Here is an 18,795-nt window from a genome sequence, read left to right as displayed (position 1 = left end):
CCCCCTTACCAGAACAGTGCAATAAACAGAATGACGACCGTGGCGACAACTGTCACCGCCCACAACCCTTTAATCACTGGCTCCGGCCCCATTTTGTCATCTTTGATGATGATATTGGCGGCCTTTGGTGCCAGTTCAAACCAGGTTTTCGTATGCAACAACGCAGCCGCTAACGTGATCAGGTTGAGGATAACCACGATAGGGTTCTGGAGGAAACTGACAAACCCTGCCCAGCTTTCCGGGCCACTTTTCAAAGAGAAAAGGCCGCACAGCAACAAGATGCTGAACCAGACGGTAGGCACAGCGGTTCCTTCACGAATCATATAAAAACGATAGAAACCCAGTTTTTTCCACCAGGTTGGGGTCATCGTCCGCACATATGGCTTACGTTTCGTAGTCATTTTGCACTCCTTAGCGTGGTTTCAGGGTAGCAATCAAAAAGTCTTTCGAACTTTCGACTTTACCCTGCTGGATGGCAGCTGCGGGATCGACGTGTTTCGGGCACACTTCGGAGCAGTAGCCCACGAAAGTACAGCTCCAGACGCCATTCTGGCCGTTTAACTGCGCCATACGCTCTTTCTTGCCATGGTCGCGGTTATCCAGGTTGTAACGGTGAGCAAGCGTGATTGCAGCCGGGCCAATAAACTCTGGGTTTAAACCAAACTGCGGGCATGCGGAATAACACAGGCCACAGTTGATGCAGCCCGAGAACTGATGGTATTTCGCCATTTGGGCTGGAGTCTGGGTATTTGGCCCCTGGTCTGGAGTACGCGAGTTGCCGATAATGTACGGCTTAATCGCTTCCAGGCTTTCGATAAAGTGGGTCATATCGACCACCAAATCGCGCTCAATAGGGAAGTTTGCCAGCGCTTCAACCTTCATGCCTTTGGTGTATTCGCGCAGGAAGGTTTTACAAGCCAGTTTAGGCACGCGGTTGACCATCATGCCGCAAGAGCCGCAGATAGCCATACGGCATGACCAGCGATAGCTGAGATCAGGTGCCAGGTTGTCTTTGATATAACCCAGCGCATCCAGCAGCGAGGTTTGCTCATCATAAGGCACGTCATAGATTGCACTGTGTGGCTCGTTATCCGTTTCCGGGTTGTAGCGCACCACTTCAATCTTCAGGGTCTTCATCGCATCAGCCATTAGACGCCTCCTTCTTCTTATCGGCCGCTTCTGATTCCGCACCGTAGACGCGTTTTGCCGGTGGCAGGGTGGTGATTTTCACATCGCTGTATTCCAGACGCGTAGTTCCATTCGCGTCACGGAAAGCGAGAGTGTGCTTCAGGAAGTTCACGTCATCACGCTCGGTGCAACCTTCGTCCAGACGCTGGTGCGCGCCGCGAGACTCTTTACGAGCCATCGCTGAGTGCGCCATACATTCGGCAACGTTCAGGCCGTGGCCCAGCTCGATGGTGTAGAGCAAATCAGTATTGAACACGCTGGATGTGTCAGTAATGCGCACACGTTTGAAGCGCTCCTGCAGCTCAGCCAGCTTGTCTTTCGTTTTCTGCATCAGTTCTGGTGTGCGATAAATACCGCAACCTTCTTCCATGGACAGACCCATTTCATCGCGGATCTTCGACCAGTTTTCAGTGCCTTCCTGATTCACCAGTTTCTTCAGGCGAGTTTCGACATCAGCCGCTTGTGCATTCAATGCAGCATCATTGGCGGGCTGTGCTTCGTTAGCACGACGCATCGCACCTTCACCTGCCAGGCGACCAAACACCACCAATTCTGCCAGAGAGTTCGAACCTAAACGGTTCGCACCATGCAGACCAACAGACGAACATTCGCCGACTGCGAATAGGCCTTTAATGCGTGATTCGCACTGACTGTCGGTTTCGATACCACCCATGGTGTAGTGCGCGGTAGGGCGAACAGGAATCGGCTCTTTAACCGGGTCGACGCCAACATACGCTTTTGCCAGTTCGCAGATAAACGGCAGACGTTCGAGAAGTTTTTTCTCGCCCAGGTGACGCAGGTCGAGATAAACCACATCGCCACGTGGCGTAGGAACGGTACGGCCTGCGCGCCATTCGTGCCAGAAGGCCTGAGAAACTTTGTCGCGCGGACCGAGTTCCATATATTTGTTACGCGGCTCGCCCAGAGGAGTTTCAGGCCCCATTCCGTAATCTTGCAGATAACGATAGCCATCTTTGTTGACCAGAATACCGCCTTCACCACGGCAGCCTTCCGTCATCAGAATGCCGGAACCCGGCAGGCCGGTTGGGTGATATTGCACAAATTCCATATCACGCAACGGTACGCCGTGGCTCAATGCCATGCCCATACCATCGCCGGTCACGATGCCGCCGTTAGTGTTATAGCGATAAACACGACCAGCACCACCGGTTGCCATAACAACGGCGTTTGCGCGGATTTGTACCAGCGTGCCTTCCATCATATTCATGGCGACCAGGCCACGAGCAGCACCATCATCAACCAGGATATCGAGCACGAAGTGCTCGTCAAAACGCTGGATTTGCGGGAACTGTAATGAGGTCTGGAACAGGGTGTGGAGCATATGGAAGCCGGTTTTATCCGCGGCAAACCAGGTGCGCTCAATCTTCATGCCACCAAAACGGCGAACGTTCACTGAACCGTCCGGACGGCGGCTCCATGGGCAACCCCATTGCTCAAGCTGTGTCATTTCGGTTGGGCAGTTATGCACGAAGTAGTCGACTACGTCCTGCTCGCACAACCAGTCGCCACCGGAAACGGTGTCGTTGAAATGGTATTCGTAACTGTCGTGATCCTGCGTAACGGCAGCAGAACCCCCTTCGGCGGCCACGGTGTGGCTACGCATTGGGTAGACTTTGGAGATCAGAGCGATTTTGGCTTGTGGATTGGCTTGTGCCGCCGCGATGGCTGCTCGTAAGCCCGCTCCGCCAGCGCCTATTATGGCAAGATCGGCTTGAAAGGTTTGCACGACATTCCTCCAGATTTTAGTTATTTCGCATAGCTAATTTAACCAAAGGTAGTTCACCGATACGGCGGCAGCTATAGCGAAAGGGTTTTCCCTGCTCCTTTGTAGGTAGCGGATTATAGCCGCAGGCTTTTTAAGGAAATTTGACGTGTTCGATTTTTTTGCTGTTCAGTTCAGCAATTAATTAGTAGTAGTGATGAGTTACGTCACGAAATTCACATTATCAGCGCCCTTGCCGCGTATACCCGTCGCCCTTCAAAATGCAGGGGTGTTGGCTACACTCACTCACCCGAATCACTTACTTCAGTAAGCTCATCGGGATTTGCTCGTTTACCGCCTACCTGCATCTCGAAGTTTCTCGGGTATAAATGATGGTGAAAATTTACTGCGCAAAATTTGTCTCCCTTATGCGATGCGGGTAGACTTCTCGGCCTTGTTTGAATACGGAGACTCCACCATGAGCGAAACGGCCACCTGGCAGCCGAGCGCATCCATCCCCAACCTGTTAAAACGCGCTGCGATCATGGCAGTCATTCGGCGTTTTTTTGCCGACCGCGGTGTACTGGAGGTGGAAACACCGTGCATGAGTCAGGCTACGGTAACGGACATTAATCTGTTCCCGTTTGAAACCCGTTTTGTGGGCCCAGGCCACGCTCAGGGCGTGAATTTGTACCTGATGACCAGCCCGGAATATCACATGAAACGCCTGCTGGCGGCGGGCATCGGCCCGGTATTCCAGCTGTGCCGTAGCTTCCGTAATGAAGAGATGGGTCGCCACCATAATCCAGAGTTCACTATGCTGGAGTGGTACCGCCCTTGCTACGATATGTATCGTCTGATGAATGAAGTTGATGATTTACTGCAACAGGTTCTGGAAACTGATGCCGCGGAGTCTCTCTCATATCAGCAGGCTTTCCAGCGCCATCTGGAAATTGACCCACTTTCTGCGGATAAAACGCAGTTGCGCGAAGTGGCGAAAAAACTCGATTTAAGCAACATTGCCGATCAAGAAGAAGACCGCGATACCTTGCTGCAGCTGCTGTTCAGCATGGGTGTTGAGCCACATATTGGTAAAGACAAACCGACGTTTGTTTATCACTTCCCGGCAAGCCAGGCAGCCCTTGCGCAGATCAGCACCGAGGATCACCGCGTTGCGGAGCGTTTCGAGGTTTACTTCCGAGGTATTGAGCTGGCGAATGGTTTCCACGAATTGACCGATGCGCGTGAGCAGCAGCAGCGTTTCGAGCAGGATAATCGCAAACGTGTTGCTCGCGGTTTGCCACAGCAGCCGATTGATGTGAATTTGCTGGAAGCACTCAAGGCAGGATTGCCAGATTGTTCAGGTGTTGCGCTAGGTGTGGATCGTTTGATTATGTTAGCGCTAAAGGCTGAAAGTCTGGCTGATGTGCTGGCGTTCCCGGTAGATAGGGCTTAAAAAAACGGTGGATAACGCTTGCGCTTATCCACCCTACAACTGCAGATTGATTTTCGTAGGTCGGATTAGCGTAAGCGACATCCGACTCTTCGTTACAAACTCCCCGGCGTACGTCCCGCTTTCCCCGAAGAAGTCACCGTCTTAGCACTACGTTGCCCGCCCAGACTATCCAGACGCATCTGGAATGGTGGGAATGGCAGCTCGATACCGTGTTCACGGAAACCTTGCAGAATGAGCTGATGAATTTCGTGGCGCAGCGGCATACGGTGGTTCATCTCAGCGGCATAAATTCGCAACTCAAAGATTTGAATACCCGCCTGTAAATCGACCAGGAAGGCTTCTGGTGCCGGGTTATCAATCACCAGCGAGCAGCGCTCGGCTGCCTGCAACAACACCTTCGTGACTTCCTCGCTGTTTGCATCAGACGGGGCCGGAACTGTGAGCACCACACGCGTGACTGAATCCGATAACGACCAGTTGATAAACTGCTCGGTGATAAACGCTTTATTTGGCACGATTATCTCTTTACGGTCCCAGTCGCTGATGGTGGTAGCACGGGTGTTGATCTTGGTGACGCTGCCGGTGAGATCGCGGATTGTCACGGTGTCGCCAATACGAATCGGCTTCTCGAACAGGATTATCAGGCCAGAGATAAAGTTGGCGAAAATTTCCTGCAAACCAAAACCCAGACCAACACCGAGGGCCGCAACCAGCCACTGCAATTTCGACCACTCAATGCCAATCATTGAGAAACCGACCAGGGTGCCGACAAGCAGCAGCAGATATTTAGTTACGGTGGTAATGGCGTAACCCGTACCTGGCGCCAAATCCAGGTGCTGTAAGAGCGCAAGTTCGAGTAGTGCAGGGAGGTTACGTACCAGTTGCATGGTGATAATCAGCACCAGAATGGCAATTAACACTGAACCCAGGGTTATCGGCTCGATGCTTTCCACGCCTTGTACCGTTGAGGTCACATCCCACAAGGTGATGTTCTCAAGGAAGCCAAATGCAGAGTGGATTTCTGACCACAACACAATGACCGACAAAAGCGCAATCAGCATCAAAATCGAACGCACCAGACGCAGTGACTGCACGCTGATGGTATCCAGATCGATTTCAGGTTCTTCGATGGTTTCTGATGAGCCTTCATTGCTGTGGCTATGTGCGGCTTCTTCTTCACCACGCGCACGTTGGGCCAGGATTTCAGCACGGCGATGTTTAGCGCGGTCAAAGGCCAGACGGCGGCGCTGAATCAGCATCCAACGGCGGAAGATATGGTACACCACGAGCAGTAAGAACCAGATAGCCACAGACGTTTCAAGTCTTGCCAGCAAGGCCTGTGCAGTTGCCAGGTAACCCACAGCCGCTGCCAGAATGGCGAGCAACGGGGCGGCAAGCAGCAGGTTCCACAAAATGGTGTTAGCGATGTTTTCGCTATTACCTTGTTTATCCAGATACAGCGGAATGCCCGCTCGTTTCAGACTCAGGGTGACCAGTGCCATTGCACCGCAAATCAACATAAAGCACAGTCTGCCGAGTGAGCCGGAGAACTCTCGATCGTTGAGATTATCAAACATAATCAATGCCATAATCAGCGGCACGATTAAGCCGATACTCATCAGGTAATAGCGCATGGCGCGGGCGACGCGTGGCTGAGGCCAGCCAAAATGCACGATGAACAAACCATTCGGGCGAGCAAACGTGGCACAAATCATAACGGCCCACAGCAATGGCACCGTGGCGGTAACCCCATCACCGATAGCGACTGCGAGCGGGTACGGCCAGGCGGCTTGCAGCCCGTAGCCTAGCGTTGCCCAAAGAACGGGTAAAGGTAGAGCCACCAGAATCGACCAGAACACGGTACGCAAGGTTAGGCTGAAGTGATCCTGAGTGACCTTACCGACCTTCGCACTAGAGCGCTCAAGGAAAGCAGAGAAATGGCGGCGGGAGCTGACACTAAAGCCCACCAGTATCAATGCAGCGAACAGTGGCAGCAGTGTTTCCTTGCTGGTTAGCATCATGATGGTGGCACTGCCAAGCTGGCTGAAGGTGTCCATCGATACCAGACGACGCAAATCCTGCACAATCTCCACCGGCCAGGTGATGCCCATCGGGCTGACATCTGAGGTCCAGAACAGGTAACGGTGTGTTGCTTCGTTGACCTCTTTTAACGCATCTTCCAGTTGGCTATTCGCCACTTTCAGTTTAGTGAGCTCAAGAATCAGGTTATCGCCACCTTGCAGCAAGGAATTGAGCAGTTCGCGCTGGGTGCGCAATTGCGCTTCCAGAATACGGTTTTGCTCACTGGTAAGCTCCTTGCCATCGTTCTGACGAATCTGGCGTAATTGCTGCTGCTTGTTCATCAGGTCTTCATAATGCAGACGCTGTACACGCAGCTGGCCAAGTTCGGTATCCAGTTGCTGAGGCTTTGGCATTTCAGGTAAACGAGCTACCTGAGCGCGTAAGGCTTCACCCAACACATTCGACACGCCAAGCCATTGTGACTGTTCGCGCAGTGTGTTGAGTGCCTGACGCACTTGCAAGGTCTGGCTTGAGGCCTGGCGTTGCTGAGAGGCCACTAAATCCATACGCTGAGCCTGTTGATTCAACGCCTGGGATAATTCACGGTTATTTTTAAACTGGTCAACGATACCTGATGGCAGGTTGGCGCTACTTTCAGCCAGCAATTCTGTGCTTTCCAGGGCCTTTTCAGCTTCTCGCTGGCGCTGGTTATTCAACTGATTACGTAATGCCTGGAGATAGGCATCCAGGTGTTCGCTCTGTTTCTGGGCAAGCTCAGCGCGCAGGCGAGCAAGTTCCTGGCGGTTACTGGCTGACAACTGTGCCAGCTCCAGTTCATCGACCAGGGCTTTCAGGCGTGATGATTCAGCCTGTAAAGAGAGATTTTGTGCCTGCGCTAGCGGTGTGCTGGTGGCAGGCGGGGTACCCATCCGACGTTCCACCTCGTTTAACTGGCGGCGCGCATCGGTTTGCTGTTGAGGCAGTTGGCTGAGCGAATCGGTGATTTCTCTAGTGCGTTCCTGCTCTTGCTGTGCAAGGCGGCTTTTATCCAGTAATTGGCTGCTAACTTGCAGGATTTCCTGATTTAACGCATCGGTGCTCATGGTCTCTGGCACTTTTGGCGGTTCATCGCGCAGATTATTGATCTGCCGACGCAAGGTGTCAGAGAGTTTGGGGAAGTTATCGATAACTTGCTGGTATTGCGTGGCTCGTTCCAGCGAGACTTTGCGTTCATCAAGCGCGTTGAGCGCGGCCTGAAGTGCTTCCACGGTTTCAGGGCTACCAGGTTTGTCTTTTGCAGACTTAGCTTGTTCTAGTTCCTGGGAGATTTGTTTGGCGTCGGGGGCTGTGGCGGCATACGTCGGTAGACTAAGGCACCAGGCCATCAGAATTGTGATTATCAGGCGCACGTCAGTACCTTTAAGTGAACCAGCCCTCGTAGCGATGTGCAGAGGGCTGGGGTAGGAGAGTTAAACGTCTGGTTTGCTTTCCTGATCGGCAGCAACTTCCATTTCAGAAATCTCACTCACTGGCACTTCCGGTTCGATAACCGGCTCGGTAGAGATTGCCAGCGGCTCACCAATTTTGGTCGCAGACAGGCTTTGTAGCTGTTCAGCCAGGTTCACTTTACCTGGTGCAAACAAGTTAATGACTGTGGAACCGAGTTTGAAGCGACCCATTTCCTGGCCTTTCAGCAGCGCCACAGAGCCTTCGTTGTCCCCGGCAGGCCATGTCCAGCGTTTGATTACACCTTCACGCGGTGGCGTGATAGTACCTGCCCAAACGGTTTCGATGCTGCCTACAATTGTGGCACCCACCAGGATTTGCGCCATTGGGCCAAACTCGGTATCGAACAGACAGATAACACGTTCGTTACGTGCAAACAGGTTTGGCACGTTTTGCGCGGTTAAATGGTTTACGGAGAACAGGTCACCCGGTACGTAAATCATTTCACGCAAAATACCGTTACACGGCATGTGAACACGGTGGTAATCACGTGGTGACAGATAAGTGGTAACGAAGCTGCCGTTACGGAACAAATCAGCCATCAAATAGTTACCGGCAAGCAGAGCTTCCAGGCTGTAGTTGTGGCCTTTTGCCTGCAGGATTTTATCTTCTTCGATAGGACCTAACTGGCTCACAACACCGTCTGCTGGCATCACCAGTACATTTGGGTCGGTATTGATTGGACGAACATCGTCACGCAATGGGCGCACGAAGAATTCATTGAAGGTGCGATAGCTGGCGGTATCCGGCTTCTGAGCTTCCTTCATGTCGACTTTGTAGTATTTAACGAACAGGTCGATAACCAGTTTGGTCAACCAGCCAGCTCGTTTGCTTGCACCCCAACCTGCCAGGCGAGTCAGCCATAGTTTAGGCAGGATGTACTGGAGCGAAAGTTTAAAGTTGTCTAACAAGATAGCCTCCTGGCTAAGTACCCATATTTAGCGGGCATACACAAAAAGGAGCGCGATTTTAGCGATGCCCAGCTTAATTGTCAGCGGTCAGTATCGGAAAAGGTTTTACGCGATTTTACCTCGGACATACTTTCCAGTATGCGATGGTAATTTTCGAAACGCGTTTCGGCGATTTCCCCACGCTCAACAGCTTCGCGCAGCGCGCAGCCTGGATCGTTGGTGTGGCTACAGTCACGGTATTTGCAACGACCTAAATAGTCGTGGAATTCAGTAAACCCATGAGTGACTTGATCCGGCTCTAAGTGCCACAAACCAAACTCACGCACGCCTGGGGAGTCGATAACATCACCGCCGCCCGGGAAATGGTATAGGCGCGATGCCGTGGTGGTGTGCTGACCTAAGCCTGAGTTGTCAGAAACGTCATTCACCAGAATCTGGACTTCTTTGAACCCGAGCAGGTTATTGAGCAGACTCGATTTACCCACACCGGATTGCCCGGCAAAAATACTGACGCGGCCAATCAGGGCTTCTTCAAGCTCTTTCAGGCCTTCTACTTTATGGCTGGAAACCATCAACACGCGATAACCAATCTTGCGATAGATATCCATTTGCTCATTCACGAACTTCAGGCCAGCTTCGTCGAGCAGGTCGGTTTTGTTCAACACCAGCAACGGTTCTACTTCGAGGGTTTCGCACGCCACCAGATAACGGTCAATAATGTTCAATGACAGCTCGGGCAGAATGGCGGAAACCACAATGATTTGGTCGATGTTGGCGGCAATGGGTTTTACGCCGTCATAGAAATCAGGGCGTGTCAGGACAGTTGTGCGCTCGTGCACCGCATCAACAATGCCTTTTATGGTTACGCCAGCCGCAGCTTCTTTGGCTGGGCGCCAGACCACATTGTCGCCGGTTACCAGCGAACGGATGGTGCGGCGAATATTGCAGCGGTGAATGTCACCACCTGGTGATTCAACATCGGCATGTTGGCCGAAACGGCTGATTACGCGACCATCGCGCGGTTCGCCAAACTGAGAGTCGTCAGGATCGGCTTTCTCCACAGTCTGTTTAAGCCGACGCTGGTGGTTTGCTGAAACCCGGCGTTGCTGTCCTTTGGAGAGTTTATTTTTGCTCAATCTTACTGGCTCCTGGTCGCCCGTGGTGGGCAAAACCTCTATGATACACACTATTTTATACGAGTTAACCCATCGACAAGGGTGGGCGACGCACAAGAAGGGTGGAAAATAGCATGAGTGGAAATGAAAACAATCTGATTTGGATTGATTTAGAAATGACCGGCCTGGACCCCGAGCGGGATCGCATAATTGAAATTGCCACTCTGGTTACCGATGCCAATTTGAATATCCTCGCCGAAGGGCCAACGATTGCGGTTCATCAGTCTGACGAACAATTGGCGCTGATGGATGACTGGAATGTGCGTACCCATACTGGCAGCGGGCTGGTAGAGCGCGTGAAAGCAAGCACCATGGATGACCGTGCAGCTGAACTGGCGACACTTGAGTTCCTGAAGGAGTGGGTTCCCGCAAATAGTTCTCCAATCTGTGGTAACAGCATAGGCCAGGATCGTCGTTTCCTGTTTAAGTACATGCCTGAGCTTGAGGAGTACTTCCATTATCGTTATCTGGATGTCAGCACACTGAAAGAGCTGGCACGCCGTTGGAAACCTGAAATTTTGGCTGATTTCAAAAAGCAGGGTACCCATCAGGCGATGGATGATATCCGTGAGTCAGTGGCGGAACTTGCGTTCTACCGCGAGAACTTTATCAAGTTATAAGAAGTTGTTAGCCTCGGTCCTGTTTTTTTTCACTAACCCGAAAAAAGGCAGGATCGAACGATTCGCCTGATATTCGCTGGGAAAATAATCATTTTGTCGAATTAATCAGCATTCAAACAAAAAACGCAAAAAAAATCGTTTGAAGGCTTGCGACTAAAACGATTTCTCGTATAATGCGCCTCCCGTACCGATGCAGAATTTGCAGCGTTACACAGAGCGGGAATAGCTCAGTTGGTAGAGCACGACCTTGCCAAGGTCGGGGTCGCGAGTTCGAGTCTCGTTTCCCGCTCCAAATTTGATTACAGCAGTACCACCAAATTCGATGACTTTTAAGCAGCAGCTTGAAAGACGAAGAATATGCGGGAATAGCTCAGTTGGTAGAGCACGACCTTGCCAAGGTCGGGGTCGCGAGTTCGAGTCTCGTTTCCCGCTCCAAAATTTGATTGGCTTTTATAAGCCACGCACCACCCAAGCGGGAATAGCTCAGTTGGTAGAGCACGACCTTGCCAAGGTCGGGGTCGCGAGTTCGAGTCTCGTTTCCCGCTCCAAATTCTAATATCCAGTACAAATTATCCACAACGCTAACCAGCGTCGGTGGTGGTTTTTACGTTCGCGATAAATTCTTGTAAACAGACTTATCCACAGCCTTCGTCTATTCACTTAGATCGCTAATTATTTCTTAAATTTTATAAGAATATTTTAACCATTTGATTAATATCATTTTTTTAATATTTGAGAATGTTGAGCGGATCGCTTGCAGTTTTTTTTTCGTTTGCAGGACAAGGCGTTCAAATTTTTATTCACATCCTGTGGACATGTCACGCATCACGTTTTAACCCCTTTTCAATCACACGGACCAGGCGCTGTTTCTGCGGGAGCTGGACTTCTGTAGCGTCCTCGCTTCGCTTGATTAATTGTTGCGCAATCGCCCAATCAATGTGCTCATCAAGAAGTGGGTGCTCACCTTTCCGTTGTTGCAACGTTTCCAGAATCGCCTCATCCCACGGTGCATTTCCCAATGCCACCGCAATATTTCGCAGCCAACGTAAATGGCCAATTCGACGAATCGCCGAACCTTCTGTCACGCGCAGGAAATATTCTTCACTCCAGGTGAACAACTCAGCCAGCTCCGGCGCATGCAACTTGGTGCGCGGGCTAAAGTCGTCTTCTGTGGTTAATTGTGAGAAACGGTTCCACGGGCAAATCAGCTGGCAGTCGTCGCAACCGTAGATTCGGTTGCCGATAAGCGGCCTGAACTCTTCCGGAATAGCGCCTTCAAGCTCGATAGTGAGATAAGAAATACAACGGCGGGCGTCAACAGTGTAGGGTTCTACAATCGCGCCAGTCGGGCAGATGGTCATGCAGGCCACACACCGCCCACACTTTTCCTCAATGGGTTTATCAATTGGCAGCGGAATATCGACTAACAGTTCGCCCAGGAAAAAGAACGAACCTGCTTCCTGGTTGAGGATTAGTGAGTGCTTACCTGTCCAGCCAAGCCCGGCTTTTTCAGCCAATGGGCGTTCAAGAATCGGCGCTGAATCCACAAAAGGTCTAAAATTCAGCGTGGAACAATGGGACTGGATTATTTCGCCCAGCTTTTTGAGCCGATTACGTAGCAGTTTGTGGTAGTCACGGCCAAGGGCGTAGCGGCTGATGTAACCAATTTTGGGGTTTTTGAGCGTGGAAGCAAAAGCCGCATTTGCGGGGAGATAGTTCATCCGCACGCTGATCACGCGCAAAGTGCCCGGCAGCAATTCGTGTGGTCGGGCACGCATCATTCCATGACGGGCCATCCAATCCATCTCGCCATGATATTGTTTATCCAGCCACATTTGGAGCGCAGGCTCGCTGGCAGAGAGATCGGTATCGGTTATGCCAACTTGTTGGAAACCGAGTTCGATACCCCACTGCTTGATATTTTGCGCTAATTGATTGAGATCGAGGGGCTGTGACATGACGGACCTGAGCCTAAAAATAACCGCCAAAAGTATACCACACTCAGTCTGGTCCGCAGACTGGCTGCGCACCGCAGAGAAACAGGCTGCGGATTACTTAGGGTTAACGCTATACGAATTGATGCAGCGGGCAGGGGCTGCAGCATTTAATCTTGCCCGCGAACTCTATCCACTAACCCAACACTGGCTTGTTGTATGTGGGCATGGCAACAACGGCGGCGATGGTTATGTCGTCGCGCGGCTTGCGCAGGCTGCCGGTATTCGCATCACTTTACTGGCGATTGAAAGCGACAAGCCTTTGCCTGAAGAAGCCGCTTACGCACGTGATGCCTGGCTGGATGCAGCAGGTGTGATTCATGCGCCAGAACATGTCTGGGCAGACGATATCGATCTTGTGATTGACGGCGTATTTGGCACCGGACTTAACAGTGCTCCCCGAGATGTTGCCGCGCAGCTGATAGAAAAGTGCAATCAGCATGCGGCACCTGTCGTCGCGCTGGATATCCCTTCCGGCTTGCTTGCAGAAACCGGTGCAACGCCTGGCGCGGTGATCAACGCTTCCCACACCATCACCTTTATCGCCCTTAAACCCGGTCTTCTGACCGGAAAAGCTCGCGATGTCGTGGGCAAACTGCATTTTCATGCTTTAGGTCTTGAAGCCTGGCTGAATGGGCAGACTGCGCCGATAACTCGCGTGGACAGTGCGCAGTTAGCTGGCTGGTTGCCGCCACGCAAGCCTACCTCACACAAAGGTACGAACGGGCGTTTGGTGATTATAGGTGGCAACCATGGGACTGCGGGTGCCATTCGCATGACTGGCGAGGCTGCGCTACGCGCTGGAGCGGGGTTGGTCAAGGTTTTGACTCGTTCAGAAAACATTGCACCGCTTATTACCGCCCGACCTGAACTGATGGTTCAGGAGCTCACGTCAAATTCACTTGATGAATGTCTGGAATGGGCGGATGTGATTGTTATCGGCCCAGGATTAGGGCAGCAAGAATGGGGCAAAAAAGCCCTGGAAAAAGTAGAGAACAGCCGTAAACCGATGCTGTGGGATGCAGATGCGCTTAACCTTCTGGCAATCAATCCCGATAAACGTCAGAATCGCGTGATTACGCCGCATCCTGGTGAAGCTGCACGGCTGTTAAATTGCGCCGTATCACAAGTTGAGAGTGACCGCTTACTTTCCGCAGACCGTCTTGTAAAACGTTATGGCGGAATTGTGGTCTTAAAAGGTGCCGGTACGGTTGTTGCCAGCCAAAACGGCGAATGCTCACTCATTGATGTGGGAAATGCCGGGATGGGAAGTGGCGGTATGGGGGATGTGCTATCCGGGATCATCGGAGCATTGCTGGCACAGAAGTTAACCCCGTATGATGCGGCATGTGCCGGATGTGTTGTACATGGCGCTGCTGCTGATGTGCTGGCTCAGCGCTTCGGTACACGTGGCATGTTAGCAAGCGACTTATTCTCGACGATGTACCCTTTTGTTAACCCGGATTTGAATAGCAAAGAAAATGATTAATCGAGTTATCGCATTACCTGATGAAACTGCGACCTTAGAATTGGGTGCGCGTCTGGCAAAAGCCTGTATTGGTGCCACAGTGATTCATCTGTATGGTGACCTGGGTGCGGGCAAGACGACATTCAGCCGTGGTTTTGTGCAAGCGTTGGGCCATAAAGGCAATGTTAAAAGCCCAACTTATACGTTGGTTGAACCGTATGAACTCGGCGATTTGATGGTGTATCACTTCGATCTCTATCGTCTTGCCGATCCAGAAGAACTCGAATTTATGGGAATTCGTGACTATTTCACCAATGACGCCATCAGTCTGGTGGAATGGCCGCAAAAAGGTCAGGGTGTGCTTCCAGAACCGGATGTCGAAATCCACCTAAGTTACCAGGCCGAAGGGCGCGAGGCGTGCCTGAAAGCAGTTTCCTCATCTGGTGAGTCGTTACTGGCGCGGTTTGCCAAATAACAAGGATGATGGGATGATCTTTCGCGTGAAAAGTTGGTTGATGGCGGCGTGCTTACTGTTGCTTACGGCACAGTCTGGTGCCGCGAGTTTAGCGGATATTCAGGTATCGAACGGCGATTCTCAGGCGCGGATCACCTTTAGTTTTATTGGTGATCCTGAGTATGCCTTTTCTCAGGATGATAAGAAAAGCGTTGCTCTGGATATCAAACAAACCGGTGTGATTCGCGGTTTACCTCTGTTGTTCAGTGGAAATAACCTGGTGAAAAGCATTCGTTCAGGGCAACCGAAAGATAGCGATTCCTTACGCCTGGTGGTTGATCTCACTGAGCCTGGCAAAACTCGCGCTGTGAAACAGCAAAATGGTGCGAATTACACAGTTGTGTTTACCATTAACGCCGATGTGCCACCACCGCCACCTCCACCACCGGTTGTTGCCAAACGCGTGGAAGCCCCGGTAGTTACCCGACCGTCAGAACCGGCAAAAAATCCGTTTAACCCGCAAACCGTTACTGGCGCAATCAGTTCGAATACGGCGATGCATCCTGCGCGAACTCAACGCACCACAACTCAATCCGATACCGTGGTTGTGGCGATTGATGCTGGGCATGGTGGACAAGACCCGGGTGCGATTGGTCCGGGTGGGACGAAAGAGAAAAACGTCACTATTTCTATTGCCCGTAAACTGCGTTCCTTGCTCAATGACGACCCGATGTTTAAAGGCGTGCTGACCCGCGATGGCGACTATTTCATTTCGGTGATGGGCCGCTCGGATGTCGCGCGTAAACAGAACGCCAATATTCTGGTTTCCATTCATGCTGATGCTGCGCCTAACCGCGATGCGACCGGGGCATCCGTCTGGGTGCTGTCAAACCGCCGTGCAAATAGCGAAATGGCGGGCTGGCTCGAACAGCACGAGAAGCAATCCGAGTTGCTGGGTGGTGCGGGCGATGTACTGGCCAATAGCCAGGCTGACCCGTATCTGAGCCAGGCGGTACTGGATTTGCAGTTCGGCCATTCCCAGCGTGTCGGGTATGATGTGGCGACAAAAGTGCTGGCTCAAATGCAACGTGTCGGCGCGTTACACAAGCGTCGCCCTGAGCATGCAAGCCTTGGCGTATTGCGCTCACCAGATATCCCTTCTGTGCTAGTGGAAACCGGGTTTATCAGTAACAACTCGGAAGAGCGCCTGCTTGATAGCGATGATTATCAGCAAAAAATTGCCCAGGCCATTTATCAAGGGTTGAGGGACTATTTCCAGACGCATCCGTTACAATCAGCACCTGGCCCGGGGCAAACCGCACGTTCGCAAGGTGCGGGTCTCGATCAGGTCGCGATTACTCAATAAGGAAATTTCATGCCGATTCAGGTTCTGCCGCCGCAACTTGCCAACCAGATTGCTGCTGGCGAAGTGGTAGAGCGCCCCGCATCGGTGGTGAAGGAGCTGGTTGAGAACAGTCTGGATGCTGGCGCTACTCGTATTGATATTGATATCGAACGCGGTGGCGCCAGGCTTATTCGTATTCGTGACAACGGCTGCGGTATCAAAAAAGACGAGCTGGCGCTTGCGTTGGCTCGCCATGCCACCAGTAAAATTGCTTCACTTGATGACCTTGAGGCGATTATCAGCCTTGGTTTTCGTGGCGAAGCGTTAGCCAGTATCAGCTCGGTTGCCCGTCTGACGTTAACGTCACGTACTGCCGATCAAAGTGAGGCGTGGCAGGCCTATGCCGAAGGCCGTGAACAAGATGTGACGGTGAAGCCTGCAGCGCATCCAGTCGGAACCACGCTTGAAGTGTTGGATCTGTTTTACAACACACCTGCCCGGCGCAAATTCATGCGCACTGAAAAAACCGAATTCAACCATATTGATGAGATTGTCAGGCGTATTGCGCTGGCGCGTTTTGACGTGTCGATAAACCTGACGCATAACGGCAAAGTGATTCGCCAGTATCGTGCGGTAGCAGAAGGTGCACCGCGTGAACGTCGCCTGGGTTCGATTTGCGGCACGCCGTTCCTCGAACAAGCGCTGGCGATTGAATGGCAACATGGCGACCTGGCATTACGTGGCTGGGTGGCGGAGCCAACGGGCACGACTTCCGCGCTGGCAGAGATTCAATATTGTTATGTCAATGGCCGCATGATGCGTGACCGCTTGATAAATCACGCCATTCGCCAGGCGTGTGAAGATAAGCTCGGAGCCGATCAGCAGCCTGCATTTGTACTCTATCTGGAGATTGATCCGCATCAGGTGGATGTGAATGTGCATCCTGCCAAACACGAAGTGCGGTTCCATCAGTCTCGCCTGGTGCATGATTTTATCTACCAGGGTGTATTGAGCGTGCTGCAACAGCAGACAGAAAACCGTTTGCCACTGGAAGAGACAGCCGAAGAACCGCAACAGAGTTGGCAGCCGGAAAACCGCGTTGCATCTGGACGTAACCAGTTTTCAACACCTGCACCCACTTCTTCTGTTGTTCGCGAATCATCGCCTCGCAGTTCTTCGCCAAATGGTGGTGAATATAGCGGCGGGAGTGCCAGCAAAAACACACCTTTATGGCCTCATGCGGCACCGGGTTTCCAGAAGAAAGAAGGGGCGCTGTATCGCGAGCTTCTGAATACGCAAGCTTCCCCAGCGCCAAAAAATCGTGCCGCTGAACCTGAAACCGACGAAGCGTTAGACGCCCACGCACAAAGTTTTGGCCGTGTACTGACGGTGCTTGCACCGGACATGGCATTACTGGAACGCGACGGCAAAATTATGCTGCTTTCATTAACCGTGGCTGAACGCTGGTTGAAAATGGCGCAGTTAGTACCGGGTAGTGAAGGTGCGCGGGCACAACCATTGCTGATCCCTGTACGCCTGAAAGTGACGAAAGAAGAACAAGACGTTCTGGTTAAATATCAGTCGCTTTTATTGGAAATGGGCATCGAATTTGTCGCAGAGTCGCGTCAGATAACAATTCGCACCGTACCTTTACCTTTACGTAAACAAAATTTACAAATCTTGATTCACGAACTGCCAGGATACCTGGCGCAACAGACAGAGGTTAACGCAACACAGATTGCTCAATGGTTTGCTCGTCAAATGGACGGCTTTCATGAACAATGGAATCTGGCACAGGCAATTGCCTTGCTGGCTGATGTAGAGCGCCTTTGTCCGCAGCTGGTGAAATCACCACCTGGCGGTTTGTTACAACCTGTTGATTTACAATTGGCGATGAACGCCCTGAAACATGACTGAAGTTAAGCAAAACCTGCCACAGGCAATTTTTTTGATGGGGCCGACGGCCTCAGGTAAGACAGCGTTGGCCATTAATTTGCGTAAAACGTTGCCGGTAGAGTTGATAAGCGTCGATTCGGCCCTTATCTATCAAGGAATGGATATTGGTACAGCGAAGCCTACTGCCGAAGAACTGGCTCAGGCTCCGCATCGGTTACTCGACATTCTCGACCCGGCACAGGCTTATTCAGCCGCAGATTTCCGGCGCGATGCGTTGGCTGAAATGGCAGACATTACCGCAGCCGGGCGTATCCCCTTGTTAGTTGGGGGAACGATGCTCTACTTCAAGGCATTGTTAGAAGGTTTGTCACCGTTGCCATCTGCCGATCCGGAAGTTCGGGATCGGATAGAAAAACAGGCTGCAGAGCAAGGATGGGAGGCGTTGCATCGTGAGTTAGCACAGGTTGATCCTGTCGCCGCTGCACGTATTCATCCAAATGATCCACAAAGGCTTTCCCGCGCACTGGAAGTTTTTTTCATTTCGGGTAAAACTTTAACGGAACTGACGAAAACGTCAGGAGAAGCTCTGCCTTACCAGGTGCATCAGTTCGCCATCGCCCCGGCGAGCCGTGAACTGCTCCATCAACGAATTGAGCAGCGTTTTCATCAGATGTTAGCTTCTGGATTTGAAGCTGAAGTACGGGCTCTTTTTGCCCGTGGTGATTTGCATACGGACATGCCTTCCATTCGTTGTGTGGGTTACCGGCAGATGTGGTCTTATCTGGCAGGTGAAATTCCGCATGATGAAATGGTTTATCGTGGTATTTGCGCGACGAGACAATTGGCTAAGCGCCAAATGACCTGGTTAAGAGGTTGGGAAGGTGTTCACTGGCTAGACAGTGAGAATCCGTCTCAATCTTATAACGATGTAGTACAGGTTGTTAGTGCGAAGCACCAATGAATGTGTACAATTGAATCGTTATGGTGCGCAGTATCTTACGCAGTTTTTCAGAGCCTCAGGGTTCTTGAGTTACAAA

14 protein-coding genes and 3 tRNA genes are annotated in these 18,795 nt (G+C 51.8%); 10 read left to right on the top strand and 7 right to left on the bottom strand.

All coding sequences use genetic code 11. From position 1 onward, the window contains the following. Nucleotides 1-5 precede the first annotated feature (5 nt). Genes frdC through frdA form a run of 3 tightly spaced genes read right to left on the bottom strand, consistent with a single transcriptional unit; the run spans nucleotide 6 to nucleotide 2,935 of the window. The gene (frdC, locus tag LVQ77_RS13740) at nucleotides 6-401 is read right to left on the bottom strand and encodes a fumarate reductase subunit FrdC (RefSeq protein ID WP_034461133.1); all 396 of its coding nucleotides are present in this window, start codon (nucleotides 399-401) and stop codon (nucleotides 6-8) included. Nucleotides 402-411: 10 nt separating this feature from the next. Beyond that, nucleotides 412-1,137 (bottom strand): succinate dehydrogenase/fumarate reductase iron-sulfur subunit, encoded by a 726-nt coding sequence (locus LVQ77_RS13735; protein WP_370645046.1) that lies wholly within the window; start codon nucleotides 1,135-1,137, stop codon nucleotides 412-414. Between the two features lie 4 nt (nucleotides 1,138-1,141). Further along, the gene (frdA, locus tag LVQ77_RS13730) at nucleotides 1,142-2,935 is read right to left on the bottom strand and encodes a fumarate reductase (quinol) flavoprotein subunit (RefSeq protein WP_232904680.1); all 1,794 of its coding nucleotides are present in this window, start codon (nucleotides 2,933-2,935) and stop codon (nucleotides 1,142-1,144) included. Nucleotides 2,936-3,389: 454 nt separating this feature from the next. Between frdA and epmA the strand changes: the two genes are divergently transcribed. After that, complete coding sequence (epmA, locus tag LVQ77_RS13725; protein ID WP_151994117.1) at nucleotides 3,390-4,367, top strand: elongation factor P--(R)-beta-lysine ligase; 978 nt, start codon at nucleotides 3,390-3,392, stop codon at nucleotides 4,365-4,367. A gap of 92 nt (nucleotides 4,368-4,459) precedes the next feature. Here the strand turns inward: epmA and mscM are convergent, their stop codons facing one another. From mscM to rsgA, 3 genes are all read right to left on the bottom strand, one after another. Next, entirely contained in the window at nucleotides 4,460-7,798 is a 3,339-nt protein-coding gene (gene mscM / locus LVQ77_RS13720; RefSeq protein ID WP_232904679.1) for a miniconductance mechanosensitive channel MscM, read from the bottom strand. A 60-nt stretch (nucleotides 7,799-7,858) separates the two neighbouring features. After that, nucleotides 7,859-8,806, bottom strand: a complete 948-nt coding sequence (gene asd / locus LVQ77_RS13715; protein WP_034461140.1) for an archaetidylserine decarboxylase — start codon at nucleotides 8,804-8,806, stop codon at nucleotides 7,859-7,861. 80 nt (nucleotides 8,807-8,886) lie between these two features. After that, the gene (gene rsgA, locus LVQ77_RS13710) at nucleotides 8,887-9,942 is read right to left on the bottom strand and encodes a small ribosomal subunit biogenesis GTPase RsgA (protein WP_232865697.1); all 1,056 of its coding nucleotides are present in this window, start codon (nucleotides 9,940-9,942) and stop codon (nucleotides 8,887-8,889) included. Between the two features lie 113 nt (nucleotides 9,943-10,055). On the opposite strand from rsgA, the gene orn reads away from it, so the two are divergent. The 4 genes from orn to LVQ77_RS13690 all read left to right on the top strand — a co-directional run bounded on the left by orn (nucleotide 10,056) and on the right by LVQ77_RS13690 (nucleotide 11,149). Next, nucleotides 10,056-10,601, top strand: coding sequence for an oligoribonuclease (gene orn / locus LVQ77_RS13705; RefSeq protein ID WP_034461152.1), 546 nt, complete (start codon nucleotides 10,056-10,058; stop codon nucleotides 10,599-10,601). A 216-nt stretch (nucleotides 10,602-10,817) separates the two neighbouring features. Next, nucleotides 10,818-10,893 (top strand) — tRNA-Gly (locus tag LVQ77_RS13700). Nucleotides 10,894-10,960: 67 nt separating this feature from the next. Next, nucleotides 10,961-11,036: transfer RNA gene (locus LVQ77_RS13695), tRNA-Gly, on the top strand. Nucleotides 11,037-11,073: 37 nt separating this feature from the next. Further along, nucleotides 11,074-11,149 (top strand) — tRNA-Gly (locus LVQ77_RS13690). 270 nt (nucleotides 11,150-11,419) lie between these two features. Here the strand turns inward: LVQ77_RS13690 and queG are convergent. After that, entirely contained in the window at nucleotides 11,420-12,559 is a 1,140-nt protein-coding gene (gene queG / locus LVQ77_RS13685) for a tRNA epoxyqueuosine(34) reductase QueG (protein ID WP_232865696.1), read from the bottom strand. On the opposite strand from queG, the gene nnr reads away from it, so the two are divergent. Genes nnr through miaA form a run of 5 tightly spaced genes read left to right on the top strand, consistent with a single transcriptional unit; the run spans nucleotide 12,558 to nucleotide 18,719 of the window. Further along, a complete protein-coding gene (gene nnr, locus LVQ77_RS13680; RefSeq protein WP_232904678.1) occupies nucleotides 12,558-14,084 on the top strand; it encodes a bifunctional ADP-dependent NAD(P)H-hydrate dehydratase/NAD(P)H-hydrate epimerase in 1,527 nt (508 codons plus the stop codon). The genes queG and nnr overlap by 2 nt on opposite strands. Beyond that, entirely contained in the window at nucleotides 14,077-14,538 is a 462-nt protein-coding gene (gene tsaE / locus LVQ77_RS13675) for a tRNA (adenosine(37)-N6)-threonylcarbamoyltransferase complex ATPase subunit type 1 TsaE (RefSeq protein ID WP_034461161.1), read from the top strand. Before nnr ends, tsaE begins: the two co-directional genes overlap by 8 nt. A 13-nt stretch (nucleotides 14,539-14,551) precedes the next feature. Continuing rightward, nucleotides 14,552-15,883: an N-acetylmuramoyl-L-alanine amidase AmiB gene (amiB, locus tag LVQ77_RS13670; RefSeq protein ID WP_232904677.1), complete on the top strand. Its 1,332-nt coding sequence runs from the start codon at nucleotides 14,552-14,554 to the stop codon at nucleotides 15,881-15,883. 9 nt (nucleotides 15,884-15,892) lie between these two features. Then, nucleotides 15,893-17,779, top strand: coding sequence for a DNA mismatch repair endonuclease MutL (mutL, locus tag LVQ77_RS13665; RefSeq protein WP_232904676.1), 1,887 nt, complete (start codon nucleotides 15,893-15,895; stop codon nucleotides 17,777-17,779). Next, nucleotides 17,772-18,719: a tRNA (adenosine(37)-N6)-dimethylallyltransferase MiaA gene (gene miaA, locus LVQ77_RS13660; RefSeq protein ID WP_154151998.1), complete on the top strand. Its 948-nt coding sequence runs from the start codon at nucleotides 17,772-17,774 to the stop codon at nucleotides 18,717-18,719. Before mutL ends, miaA begins: the two co-directional genes overlap by 8 nt. The last annotated feature ends 76 nt before the right edge of the window (nucleotides 18,720-18,795 follow it).

This window comes from Buttiauxella cochleicola, assembly GCF_021282435.1.
GTDB classification, from domain to species: Bacteria; Pseudomonadota; Gammaproteobacteria; order Enterobacterales; family Enterobacteriaceae; genus Buttiauxella; species Buttiauxella massiliensis.
This window is presented reverse-complemented; position numbering and strand designations above follow the sequence as displayed.